The following is a 12485-nucleotide window of genomic DNA, read 5'->3' as shown; positions in this document are numbered from 1 at the left end:
AGCCCGGTGTCCGAATCCAACCAGCAAATTTATGACAGCGCGGCGCGGGTGTTGCGCGATTCCCAATTCCGCCGGTCGATCGGCAATCGCTCGCATAAATTGAAACGCGGCCATTTTTTCAAGAAGCTCGGACGCGCCGCGTTGTGGACTGCTGGCGTGCTGGTTGGCGCCAGCATCATCGGCGGCATATTGAGCGGCATCGGTTTCTGGGGCGTTCTGATATCTGCGGGCCTGATCGCCGGCGGAATCTGGGCGACAATGAAATTCCCCCGGATGAAAATTCCGACGCCGGAGATGATCGTCCAGTCCGATCTCAAATCGCTAGCAGGAAAGACGGAAATCTGGCTCGAAAGTCAGCGCCCCGCCTTGCCGCCGCCGGCGGTTCAGATCGTCAACGGCATCGGCGTCCAGCTGGACATGCTGTCACCGCAATTGAACAAGCTCAACGAAGGCGATGCCGCGGCCTATGAGGTGCGCAAGCTGGTCGGCGAACATCTGCCCGAACTGATCAACGGCTATCGCGCTATCCCCGTGTCGATGCGCGGCAAAGCGACCGATAGCGGTAAATCGCCCGACGAGCAGCTGATCGGCGGGCTGTCGCTTATCGAGAAAGAGATTTCCGGCGTCACCCAGCAAATTGCCAAGGGTGATATCGATAATCTCTCGATCCGCGGCCGCTATCTCGAGCTCAAATATGATCAGAATGCCGAAGCGGAATAAGTCTTTCACCCACCGCACAGCGTTCCCAATCAAGGCATTATGGTATCTTCAACGCGACAAAGGTTGCGTTTGAAACCGGAAATACGTTAGTCGTTTTTCTCGACCGGCAGATCAATGAGATTGATCATTGTCTCGTTTCACTTTGAAATTCGAATCTGCAAATCGCAAAATATGCCGGCAAATTTTGTTAGGGAATCTTGGAATGTTGAATACTCTGATCGATTATCGGGAAAAAATCCGCACGCATCATCGCACCGATGAAGCCGAGATCCTGGAATATCTGATATCGAACTTCGGTCCCGACAAGCAGACACGCAAGCAGATTCAGGAGCGGGCGATACAGGTTGTCCGCGAAGTGCGGAGTGCTTCCGGCCCCACGCTGACCGAGAGCTTTCTTGGCGAATATGGTCTTTCGACCGACGAGGGGCTTGCTCTGATGACGCTGGCAGAAGCGCTGTTGCGGGTGCCGGATAACCAGACGATTGACGCGCTGATCGAAGACAAGATCGGCCCCTCCAACTGGCGCGACCATATCGGCCAGTCCGAAAGTTCGCTGGTCAATGCCTCGACCTACGCTCTGGAGATGACGCGCAGCGTGATAAACCGGCCCGAAAGCCGTGGACCGCTGGACGCTCTGCGGGGTGCGATAAAACGACTGGGCGAACCGGTGATCCGCGTCGCAGTTCGACAGGCGATGAAAGAACTGGGCAATCAATTCGTGCTCGGCGAAGATATGAAGCTGGCGTTGAAGCGGGCAGAGAAATGGAAAGCCAAGGGTGCCACCTATTCCTATGACATGCTGGGAGAGGCTGCGATTACCCAGGAAGGCGCGGACGAATATTTCGCCGCTTATGCCGACGCGATAAAGGAAATCGCGAAGGTCGCCGTGTCCGATGATCTGCGCGAGAATCCGGGGCTTTCGATCAAATTGTCGGCTCTCTATCCGCGCTACGAGATGAGCCAGCAGGCCAAGGCCGTGCCCGAGCTTGCCGACCGCGTGGGTGAACTGGCGCGCGCGGCGCGCGACGCCAATATCGGCCTCAATATCGATGCCGAAGAAGCCTATCGTCTGGGCCTGTCGCTCGACATGATCGAGATGGTGCTGAGCGATCCGCGTCTGACCGGATGGGATGGCTTCGGCGTCGTGGTCCAGGCGTTTGGCAAGCGCGCCAGCTATGTTCTCGACTGGCTCTATTCGCTCGCGACCCAGCTTGATCGCAAGATCATGGTCCGTTTGGTCAAGGGCGCATATTGGGACAGCGAGATCAAGCGGGCGCAAATGGATGGCGTCCCCGACTTTTCGGTATTCACGACAAAATCGGCGACCGACATCAGCTATATTTGCTGCGCATCGCAGCTGCTCGGCATGACCGATCGCATCTACCCGCAATTTGCCACCCATAATGCGCACAGTGTTGCCGCGATTCTGGAGATGGCCGGGAATAATCAGGATTTCGAATTCCAGCGCCTGCACGGCATGGGCGAAACCCTGCACGATGCGTTGCTGCGCAATGAAAAAGTGCGGTCGCGCATCTATGCACCGGTCGGGAAACATCGCGAGCTGCTCGCTTATCTGGTCCGTCGTTTGCTGGAAAATGGTGCAAACTCATCCTTCGTAAACCAGCTCGCCAATCATGCCGTCGCTGCCGAAATGATCGCCACCGATCCGTTCGAGACGCTGGCGGCCGATCAGCAATCCAGCCTGTCGAAAATCATGAAACCTGAAGACCTGTATAAGCCGGAACGCATCAACTCGCGTGGCTGGGATCTTGCCAATCGTAACGACTTGAATAATTATGTGGCAGAGCGCGCGCCCTTTGCTGAAAAGCTCTGGCGTTCTTCGCCGATCATCGTCCGCCCGGTCACCAGCGGCACCGCTCACAAGATATTCAATCCGGCGATCAAGGACAGTCAGGTCGGCGAAGTGATCGAGGCTGACGAAAAGCAGGCCCGTGAAGCGATTGAAGACGCCCGCATCTGGGATGCTCCGGTTGCGGAGCGTGCTGCGATCCTGCGGAGGGCCGCCGATCTCTACGAGCAGCATCATGGTGAAATCTTCGCATTGCTGGCGCGGGAAGCTGGCAAGACCCAGTTTGATACGATCGCCGAATTGCGCGAGGCGGTCGACTTCCTTCGCTATTATGCCAAGGAAGCGGAGAAGATGCCCGGCCAGAAACCGCGCGGCATCATCAGCTGCATCTCGCCATGGAATTTCCCACTGGCGATCTTCACCGGTCAGGTGGCTGCGGCTCTGGCGGCGGGCAATGCTGTGTTGGCCAAGCCGGCTGACCAGACACCGCTTATCGCCGCTCTGGCGACCACTTTGCTGCACGAGGCCGGTGTGCCTCTGGATGCGCTTCAGCTATTGCCGGGCGCTGGCGCAACGGTGGGTGCCGCGATCAGTGGCGATGCCCGTATCAATGGAGTGTGCTTTACCGGCTCGACCGTGACGGCGCAGACAATAAACCGCAATATCGCAGAAAATGGCCAGGCAGATTCGCTGCTGATCGCGGAGACCGGTGGCCTCAACTGCATGATTGTGGATTCGACCGCTCTGCCGGAGCAATCGGTTCGCGATATTATTACTTCTGCGTTCCAGTCGGCTGGACAACGTTGCTCGGCCTTGCGGGTCCTCTATCTGCAAGAAGATGTCGCCGAGCCGTTTCTGAACATGCTATACGGCGCGATGGACGCGACCGAGATGGGCAATCCGTGGTGGCTGTCGACCGATATCGGTCCGGTGATCGATCAGGCGGCGCATGACAAGATCAGCGGGCATATCGCCGCGGCCGAGAAAGAGGGCAGGTTGCTGAAGCAGCTGGACTGTCCGGACGATGGCTATTTCGTCGGACCAGCGGTGATCAAGGTCGACGGGATCAACGATATCGATGAAGAGATATTCGGGCCGGTCCTGCATGTTGCAACCTTCAAGGCCGGCGAGCTCGACAAGGTCATCAGCGATATTAATGGCCGTGGCTACGGACTGACCTTTGGCCTGCAGACCCGGATCGAGCGCCGCATCGACAAATTGACCAGCGCGATGAAGGTCGGCAATGTCTACGTCAATCGCAATCAGGTCGGCGCTGTCGTCGGTTCGCAGCCCTTTGGCGGCGAGGGCCTCTCCGGCACCGGTCCCAAGGCTGGCGGCCCGCACTATTTGCCGCGCTTTTACGCAAATTCCAGACCGACTATGCCGGTAAGTGGCGGCACGGAACTGGCAGTGGAAACGGTTCAGGCGGCACTCGACAATCTGCCAGCCCCCGACAAGCGGCCGCGCAGTTCCGAAATCATGCCCGGCCCTACCGGGGAGTCGAATGAACTATTCGCTTATGCGCGGGGAACGATCCTGTGCCTCGGCCCAACCGCGGAAGATGCGGCAAAGCAGGCGGAGACCGCGCGCCGGCAAGGTTGCGAGTCATTGGTCTGCGCGCCCGGTGCTGCCGCCGAGCAGGCGCTCGATGGATTCCTGCCACGAGAATATCTGTCCCGGTTGACCGGGGTTGATGCCGTGGTCTGCTGGAGTGAAATCGAGGATATCCGCGCTATCCGCAAGGCTCTCGCTCAACGGGACGGACCGCTGATTCCGATTATCACCGAGGAAAGATTTGATCAGCAGTGCCTGGTAGAGCGCCACGTCTGTATCGATACCACCGCTGCAGGCGGGAATGTGTCGCTGCTAACCTGACGGTCAATGCCCGCTCTGTTACTTTAGATATTGATATGAAAGAGAAAAACTGGATCCCCCGTGAGGATTCGAACCTCAATTAACGGAGTCAGAGTCCGTGGTATTACCATTATACGACAGGGGAGTGCCGGAGCGCGGCAATAGGCAGGGAGCGGCTTAGCGTCAAGCCTTTTGGTGGCGATTAGGCGATAAGCGGATCGAGCAGATGCCTGCCATTGTTGCGGTTGCTGTTGACTGCGTCGGAAATCCGGATTGCTGACAGATTGCCCTGATAGGTTGTCGCGAAGTTTCTGGCTTCGTCCCATGCGCCATCCAGCCAGGTGTCGATGTCGGTTCGCTCGAGAATGACGGGGCTACGGTCGTGAATGGGAGCGAAGGATGCTGCCGCTGCGGTGGTGATCACGGTATAGCTGTTGATGTCGAGGTAGTCGTTGCGCGTCCATAGGCCGGCGAGCAGCATCGGCTCTTTATCGCTGCGTTCGACCTTATATGGTATTTTCCTCTGCCTCTCGCGCTGCCATTCGTAAAAACCCGAGACCATGATGATGCAGCGGTTTTTCTCGAGCAGCGGTTTGAACGACGGCTTCTCTGTCAGCGTCTCCGCCCGGGCGTTGATCATCTTGGCGGCATATTTCGTGTCTTTGGCCCAGGCCGGCAACAATCCCCAATTCAGCAGTTCCAGCGACCTCTGGCCCTCTCGGTTGATACAGACGGGTACCTGCTGAGTTGGGCAGATATTGTAATTGGGCTGGAAATTGCTGTTCGGCGGGGGCTGGACGATCGCCAATATGTCGCGATACTCCGCCCAGGTGAGTTCTTCATGGCTGAATTTGCGCCCGCACATGATGTTTTCCGTTCAACAGGGTTACCGGCCCTTGCGTCATAGACGCTGCATCGTTATCTTCGCCCGCAAGTACCGGCGGTATTATCCGATCCGGAGAACATAAGAGTACGGTCATGGCGGATCAAGCGTCCCCATCGCCGCAAGATGAACATGGCGGGTCATCCGCAAGGAAATCCCGCCCGAACCCTGCGGCGACAAATAATGGACAGAGTCGAGCTGCGCCTCCTGTTCCTCACGGCACCGGGCGTTGGCCCAAATTGCGATCCTATGCAGCGATCGATCTGGGCACAAACAACTGCCGTTTGCTGGTTGCAAAGCCTTCGTCGGACGGTTTTATCGTTACTGATGCCTTTTCACGCGTGGTGCGCCTGGGTGAAGGCCTGGTCGAAACTGGCCGGATCAGCAACCGGGCGATGGACAGAGCGGTTGCCGCCTTGTCGATCTGCGCCGACAAGCTGCGCCGGCGCAATGTGACGCTGGCACGGTCGGTGGCCACCGAGGCCTGCCGGCGGGCCAGCAATGGCGACAAGTTCATCGAACGGGTTCGGCGCGAAACCGGTATCGCGCTCGATGTGATCACAGCAGAAGAAGAAGCGCGGCTGGCTGTGCTCGGCTGTCAGATATTGCTCGAGCCGGGCGAGGGGCCTGCGCTGATTTTTGACATCGGCGGGGGCTCGACCGAGCTCGTGCTGGTCGACACGACCGGCTCGGCACCAGAGATTATCGACTGGCTGAGCGTGCCGTGGGGCGTCGTCTCGCTGACCGAAAGCGAAAAATTCAACGCCGAGGACCCGTTAGCGCGGGCCGAGGCCTTTGCCTCGATGCGTTCGCGCGTAGCGGATAGTTTTGCCAGTTTTGCCGAGCGGTTGCCGCGGCTCGACCAGTGCGATTATCGCCTGCTGGGAACCAGCGGAACGGTGACCACCCTGGCCAGTCTGCATCTGAAATTGCCGCAATATGATCGCAAGGTTATTGACGGCTTGATCGTTCCGACCGAATCAATGCGCGAAATCAGCACCATGTTGGCCAATGCTTCGCCGGACGAACGGGCAGATATTCCGTGCATCGGTCGCGAGCGCGCCGACCTTGTCGTCGGGGGCTGCGCAATATTGGAATCGATTCTCGACATCTGGCCTGCACCCCGCGTCGGCGTCGCCGATCGCGGAATCCGCGAGGGCATATTGCGCTCGCTAATGTCATCCTATGAACGGCGGTCAAGTCAATGAGTCGGGGCAGATCAGGAAACAAGCAGCGGGTAAAAACCGCGAAGGGCCGGAAAATCGGCTCGACGCGCTGGCTTGAGCGCCAGTTGAACGATCCTTATGTCAAACAGGCACGGGCCGAAGGCTATCGCTCGCGCGCGGCGTACAAGCTGCTGGAACTGGACGAGCGGTTCAAACTGGTCCGCAACGCAAAGCTGGTCGTGGATCTCGGGATTGCTCCGGGTGGCTGGGCGCAGGTGATGCGCAAATATGCACCCAAGGCGGCGATTGTCGGGATTGATCTGCTCGAAGTCGATGCGATCGAAGGGGTTACCATTTTCCAGATGGACTTCATGGATGATGCCGCGCCGGACCTGTTGATCGAAACTCTCGGCGGCAAGCCGGACCTGATATTATCGGACATGGCCGCCAATACGGTCGGCCATCAGCAAACCGATCATTTGCGGACAATGGGCCTGGTCGAAGCCGCCGCCTATTTTGCGGTTGAAAATCTGCAAAAGGGCGGAAATTTCGTCGCCAAGGTCTTGGCTGGCGGAACCGACAACGAACTACTGACTTTGCTCAAGAAGCATTTCGAGGTCGTGAAGCACGCCAAGCCACCGGCAAGCCGCAAAGGCTCGTCTGAATGGTATGTGATTGCCCAGGGGTTCAAGGGCGGTTCCGAAGCCGAATAGATCAGGTTGAAACAGGCCTAGTTGGCAGCGCGTGCCTGAGCGATCAGTTCTTTCAGGCCATCATAACCCACCGCGCCGACTTGCGTCTGGTTGCCCACGACCCAGGACGGAGTACCGGTGAACCGCATTTTCTGGGCGGTCTCGATATTATTCTGGATTTCACTTTTGGCTTCGGGGGTCGCGATAAACGCTCGCGCAGCGGCGATGTCGAGACCGACTTCGTTGGCAGCGGCCTGAATCGTCGAGGGCGTTGGACGACCGGTGGCGAACATGGTCTTGTGAAACGCATAATATTTACCCTGCTTCGCCGCAGCCAGCGCCATCAACGCAGCGTCGTTGCTGGTTTCGCTCAGGATCGGCAGCTCGCGAAACACGACTTTCACATTCTTGTCTTCGGCGATCAGTCTGGCGACATCCCGCTCGGTCTGCTTGCAATAGCCACAGTTGAAATCATAATATTCGACCACGGTGACATCGCCATTGGGGTTGCCGGCAAAAGCGGTTCCGGCAAAGGGCTTTTCAATCTGGCCGCGCATGGAGTCAATCGCCGACGCCTGCTGACGGTTCTGTAATATTTCGACCGCTTCTGGAATGATCTCGGGGTTTTTCAATATATAGTCGCGGACAATCGCTTCGATAGCTTTTTGCTCACGCGCGTCGATGCCAGCGGCCAGCGCAAGTTCGCTCGTTGCTTCTGCCGACGAAGCGCTGCCCGCTTGCCAGAACCAAACGCCCAATGCCGCCGCTATGGCCAGTCCGCCACCCGCCATAATCATCCACTTCCTATTTGAAACTTTTTCCACAATCGGGTTCTTTCATTGATGCATGCCATTGGCAATGGCCGCATGGCTTGTCCAGCCCAAATGGTTTTGGTCAGGAGAGCGCGGCTTAGCGGCGCTTGCTGTCTTTTTCGAATTCAGCCTTGGCGATGAAGGAGATGTCCTGCGCCCGAATCCAGTCAGGGGTGTTTTCGGCAATACCGGACATGGCAATCTGTGAGCTACGGATCGCTCCGGCATAATTGCGCTGGAGCAGGGAACTTTCTGCGGTCGCCAGTTGCGCGCGCGGCATATCGCCTTGCTGGGAATAGACCACGCCAAGCTGGTACCAGGCGAAGGGGTTACGATTATCCTTGTTAACAGCGGCCTTCAGGACCTGAGTCGCCTCGTCAAAATATTGCGCGTCTTCGGTGGCGATTAGCGCGTGACCGAACAGGCTGGCGATCAGCGGTTGGTTGTTGGTCAGCTGGACGGCCTTGCGTAGCGATTTGAGCGCTTCATCCGGCTTGCCGGATTCGAGCAGAATCTGGCCGTGCAACTCGAGGAAATAGGGGTCGTTCGGCGCGGATTTGAGCAGATTGGTCACCTCGTAAAGCGCGCGGTCCGGATAGGCGCTCTTGTGCCAGGCATAAGCGCGGGCATAGCGAGCGGGGATTGATTGATCGCTCTCGGGATACTTGCGCAAAGTCACGACAGGGTCTGCGGTAAAACCAAGCAGCTTGGCCTTGACCCGTTTGAAGCGGGCTTCGATCTCCGGATTGGATGGCGTGTCCCAAGCGGGGTCGGCTTGATATACGTCCCTCAGCAGGCTTACCCGTTCTCCCGACAATGGATGGGTGCGACCGTAGCTGTCCTCTTGCGGGATGCCGAGGCGGAACTCGTAATTTTGCAGCTTCTTGAAAAAATCGATTGAGCCTTTGCCGGAGATACCGGCTTCGGAAAGATAGCGGGCACCGGCGGAATCCGCGGATCGTTCCTGTACCCGGCTAAACGCGAGAAACTTGCCCATCGCGGCTTGCTGGCCAGCTGCCAATATACCCATGCCGGCATCACCTGCGCCGGCTGCAATCGCTGCGGCGCCGAGGATAAGGCTTAGAATAGTGATCCCGGTTGCGGTCTTGATACCTTCATCAAAGCGGATGATATGCCCGCCGGTGATATGGCCCAGTTCGTGAGCCATCACGCCTTGCACTTCGTTGGCGCTATCCGCCGTTTCGATCAGGCCGGAGTAGAAAAATATACGCTGTCCGCCCGCGACAAAGGCGTTGATCTGATTGTCGTTGATCAGCACGACCTCGACCTCGTCGGCATCCAGTTCGGATACGGCCACCAGCGGTGCCACCATGTCGGTAAACAAAGCTTCTGTTTCGGCATCGCGCAATATCGACTGGGCGGCAACCGGTTGCACGGTGATCGAGACGATCGCCAGCAATGCCACCACGAAGCGGGTCAACCGGGCAAGGGCAAGCAAATCAATGCGGGAATGTGAGAGAGCAAGATTATTGCGCATATGTATCCTCAGCCTGAAAGTCCGGTTGGAGCTTCCTCCCCTGACAGTCTTTGCCTGAACCGAGGATGAAAATGATACCGTTCCCGCCCGAAACTCACGGGTGGGAACGGTATCAATATCATTATCCGAATGTACGTTGCCACCAGCCATTACGCGGCGGTCCATCGTTGGTTTCGGCGGACCCATTGTCGGAACTGTCGGGCGCTTTGGCGACGGCTTCATCTTTCGACTTGGCAGGGGCCTTGGCTCTCGATTTCCGCGGTTTTGGCGGAGCCTTTTCCTTGACCTCTTTGACAGCTTCGGGAGCGACATTGTCAGACGCCACCACGCTATCGGCCTTTTTGGCGCGCGCTCTTGGAGCACGTTTTGCCGGAGCCTTTTCTTCAGGCGTTGCATCAGCGGTTTCAGTCACTGGCGCGTCGGCTGTAGCCTTGGCTTTGCGTGGAGCGCGGCGACGTTTCGGCTTTTCTTCGGCCGTTTCGGCTTCCGGCGTCGTGCTTACCGCTGGCTGTTCTGCCGGGGCATCGCTCTTGGCCGAACGGCGTCTGCCGCGTGGTTTGGCTTCGGCCTGTGGCTTGTCGTCAGCATTGCCTTCGGCCGCGTCAACCGGCGCAGCATCCGCTTTGCGGGCGCTGTTACGGCGTGGACGTGGCTGAGGTTTATCTGCCTGTTCACCCGCTTCAGCATTGTTTGGCTGAGCCGATGCTTCGCCGTTGTTTTCGCCGCCATTTTCGGCATTGCCGGTTTCCGAACGATCGCCACCACGGTTGCGTCTTCCACGCCGCCGCCGCTTGCGTTTGGGCCGTTCAGCGCCGTCTTCACGTTCTACCCGGTCCTCGCGTTCCCCACGGTCCCCACGGTCGTTGCGTTCTTCTGTTTCCACAGCTTCCGCTTCTTCGACGTGATCGTCATCATCGTCATCATCGACGATGGGTTCGAATTTCGGCATGTTCTTTGGCGGGCTGCCGGAAGTCTGGACTTCCATCCGAGCGCCTTCGGTTTCGCCATCCGGCACGATTTCGATGGAGACGCCGTAGCGCTTTTCGATATCCTCGATTTCCTGACGTTTGCTGTTCAACACATAGATACAGGCTTCCTGGCTGGTGCGCAGGCTGATCATGCTGGCCTTGCCCTTGGCTGCTTCTTCTTCAAGCAGACGGAGCGCGGAGAGGGCGGAAGAGGATGCCGTCCGTACCAGTCCGGTACCTTCGCAATGCGGGCAGACCTTGGTCGAGGCTTCGAGCACGCCGGTGCGCAGACGCTGACGGCTCATTTCCATCAGGCCAAAGCTTGAAATCCGTCCGACCTGGATGCGTGCACGGTCGTTTTTCAGCGCGTCGCGCATTGCCCGTTCGACTTTGCGGACATTGCCGCTGCGGTCCATGTCGATGAAATCGATCACGACCAGCCCGGCCATGTCGCGCAGTCGCAATTGGCGCGCGATTTCGGCGGCGGCTTCCATATTGGTTTTCACCGCCGTCGCTTCAATTCCGTGTTCACGGGTGGAACGACCGGAGTTGATGTCGATCGAGACAAGCGCCTCGGTCGGGTTGATCACCAGATAGCCGCCGGATTTCAGCTGGACTTCCGGCGAATACATCGCCGACAGTTGATCCTCGACGCCATAGCGCTGGAACAGCGACACCGGATCGGCATAGCTCTTCACGCGTTTGCTGTGGCTCGGCATCAGCAGCTTCATGAAATTCTTCGCTGCCGTATAGCCATTCGCTCCTTCGACGAGCACTTCCTCGATCTCGCGATTGTAAATGTCACGGATTGCGCGTTTGACGAGGTCGCTGTCGCTGTGGATCAAGCTCGGTGCGGTCGCCACAAGAGTTTTTTCGCGGATCTCATCCCAAAGCCGGGCGAGATAGTCGAAATCGCGCTTGATTTCAGGCTTGGTCCGGGAAAGTCCGGCTGTGCGAACGATACAGCCCATGCTGGTAGGCAATTTCAGATCGGCGATGATCGTCTTCAGGCGCTTGCGATCGCCTGCATTGTTGATTTTCCGGCTGATCCCGCCACCGTGGGAGGTGTTGGGCATGAGCACGCAATAGCGGCCCGCGAGGCTGAGATAGGTGGTGAGCGCAGCGCCTTTGTTGCCGCGTTCTTCCTTGACCACCTGAACAAGCACAACCTGTCGCCGTTGGATAACATCCTGGATTTTGTAGCGTTTGCGCAAGGCCATGCGCTTCTGACGCGCCTGATCGCTGGCTTTGGGGATGCTGCCTTTGCCGCGACCACGGGTGTTGCGTCCGCCGCGTCCGCGACGTGCTCCGCCTTTGCCTTTGGAGTCGGCATTGTCATCGGATGACTGGTCTTCTGATTCGTCGGAATCATCATTATCGTCGTCATCTTCATCGTCATCGTCATCATTGTTTTCTTGCGGAACTTCGCCTTCGGTAACGTCTATCGTATCGACGCTTTCATCCTTGTCGACTTCGACCAGAGCGGTGTCGAGTTCCTCGGTGGCTTCGCTGCGCACCATGTCGGCGGGAGAATCATCTTCTTCCTCTTCCTGTGCGCGCAGAGCGGCTTCTTCTGCGGCATGCTCAGCTTCTTCAGCCAGCAGCGCTTCACGATCCTCTCTCGGGATCTGGTAATAATCCGGATGGATTTCGGAAAAAGCGAGGAATCCGTGGCGGTTGCCGCCGTAATCCACAAAGGCAGCCTGCAACGACGGTTCAACCCGGGTTACTTTTGCTAGATAGATATTGCCTTTAAGTTGTTTGTGCTCGGAAGATTCAAAATCGAATTCCTCAATTTTGTTCCCTTTTACGACCGCCACCCGGGTTTCTTCCTGGTGGCGCGCGTCGATTAGCATGCGCGTAGTCATTCAATAGTCTCCTGGCATGGCACAAGAGAGGGCCGGAGCCCGCTCGGGCCATGCGATATGGTAGGGATAACGGGTGTTCGCGCGCGGTCCTTTGATTAGGGGCGGGCGGCGTCATCCGGTTGATTTGAAATATTTCAGATAAAATTGCGTCTGCAACAACTGCATGGCCTTGGCCGTTGGCCAAGGTCGTTCCGCCTGTGGAAGCTCTTCCGAA

At 57.8% G+C, this 12485-nt stretch carries 8 protein-coding genes and 1 tRNA gene; 4 read left to right on the top strand and 5 right to left on the bottom strand.

What is annotated here, in order from left to right; translation table 11 throughout:
* The first annotated feature begins 6 nt into the window (after positions 1 to 6).
* On the top strand, positions 7 to 720 hold the full coding sequence (locus tag V7680_RS03230; protein WP_335651853.1) for a hypothetical protein: 714 nt from the start codon (positions 7 to 9) through the stop codon (positions 718 to 720).
* A gap of 202 nt (positions 721 to 922) precedes the next feature.
* Entirely contained in the window at positions 923 to 4405 is a 3483-nt protein-coding gene (gene putA, locus V7680_RS03225) for a bifunctional proline dehydrogenase/L-glutamate gamma-semialdehyde dehydrogenase PutA (protein ID WP_335651852.1), read from the top strand.
* A 50-nt stretch (positions 4406 to 4455) separates the two neighbouring features.
* Here the strand turns inward: putA and V7680_RS03220 are convergent.
* Together V7680_RS03220 and V7680_RS03215 are read right to left on the bottom strand one after the other, a co-directional pair.
* A tRNA-Gln gene (locus V7680_RS03220) sits at positions 4456 to 4529 on the bottom strand.
* Between the two features lie 57 nt (positions 4530 to 4586).
* Positions 4587 to 5249 carry an SOS response-associated peptidase gene (locus V7680_RS03215; RefSeq protein ID WP_335651851.1) on the bottom strand — a complete coding sequence of 221 codons (663 nt, stop codon included), beginning with the start codon at positions 5247 to 5249 and terminating at the stop codon, positions 4587 to 4589.
* Positions 5250 to 5362: 113 nt separating this feature from the next.
* Between V7680_RS03215 and V7680_RS03210 the strand changes: the two genes are divergently transcribed.
* Positions 5363 to 6475, top strand: coding sequence for a Ppx/GppA phosphatase family protein (locus V7680_RS03210; protein WP_335651850.1), 1113 nt, complete (start codon positions 5363 to 5365; stop codon positions 6473 to 6475).
* Positions 6472 to 7146 (top strand): RlmE family RNA methyltransferase, encoded by a 675-nt coding sequence (locus V7680_RS03205; protein WP_335651849.1) that lies wholly within the window; start codon positions 6472 to 6474, stop codon positions 7144 to 7146. The genes V7680_RS03210 and V7680_RS03205 overlap by 4 nt, the downstream gene beginning before the upstream one ends.
* 17 nt (positions 7147 to 7163) lie before the next feature.
* Here the strand turns inward: V7680_RS03205 and V7680_RS03200 are convergent, their stop codons facing one another.
* The 3 genes from V7680_RS03200 to V7680_RS03190 form a co-directional block, all read right to left on the bottom strand.
* Positions 7164 to 7922, bottom strand: coding sequence for a DsbA family protein (locus tag V7680_RS03200; protein WP_335651848.1), 759 nt, complete (start codon positions 7920 to 7922; stop codon positions 7164 to 7166).
* Between the two features lie 112 nt (positions 7923 to 8034).
* Complete coding sequence (locus tag V7680_RS03195; RefSeq protein ID WP_335651847.1) at positions 8035 to 9435, bottom strand: M48 family metalloprotease; 1401 nt, start codon at positions 9433 to 9435, stop codon at positions 8035 to 8037.
* Between the two features lie 121 nt (positions 9436 to 9556).
* Entirely contained in the window at positions 9557 to 12271 is a 2715-nt protein-coding gene (locus tag V7680_RS03190) for a ribonuclease E/G (protein WP_335651846.1), read from the bottom strand.
* Between the last annotated feature and the right edge of the window lie 214 nt (positions 12272 to 12485).

The organism is Parasphingorhabdus sp., assembly GCF_036963705.1.
Lineage (GTDB): Bacteria > Pseudomonadota > Alphaproteobacteria > Sphingomonadales > Sphingomonadaceae > Parasphingorhabdus.
The sequence above is the reverse complement of the archived record's forward strand: the minus strand, read 5'-3'. Positions and strand labels throughout refer to the sequence as shown.

Excerpts from the sequence above, each read along its gene's own strand:
- V7680_RS03215 (WP_335651851.1), bottom strand. The coding sequence starts at position 5,249 with ATGTGCGGGCGCAAATTCAGCCATGAAGAACTCACCTGGGCGGAGTAT.
- V7680_RS03200 (WP_335651848.1), bottom strand. The coding sequence starts at position 7,922 with ATGATTATGGCGGGTGGCGGACTGGCCATAGCGGCGGCATTGGGCGTT.
- putA (WP_335651852.1), top strand. The coding sequence starts at position 923 with ATGTTGAATACTCTGATCGATTATCGGGAAAAAATCCGCACGCATCAT.
- V7680_RS03190 (WP_335651846.1), bottom strand. The coding sequence starts at position 12,271 with ATGACTACGCGCATGCTAATCGACGCGCGCCACCAGGAAGAAACCCGG.
- V7680_RS03205 (WP_335651849.1), top strand. The coding sequence starts at position 6,472 with ATGAGTCGGGGCAGATCAGGAAACAAGCAGCGGGTAAAAACCGCGAAG.
- V7680_RS03210 (WP_335651850.1), top strand. The coding sequence starts at position 5,363 with ATGGCGGATCAAGCGTCCCCATCGCCGCAAGATGAACATGGCGGGTCA.
- V7680_RS03195 (WP_335651847.1), bottom strand. The coding sequence starts at position 9,435 with ATGCGCAATAATCTTGCTCTCTCACATTCCCGCATTGATTTGCTTGCC.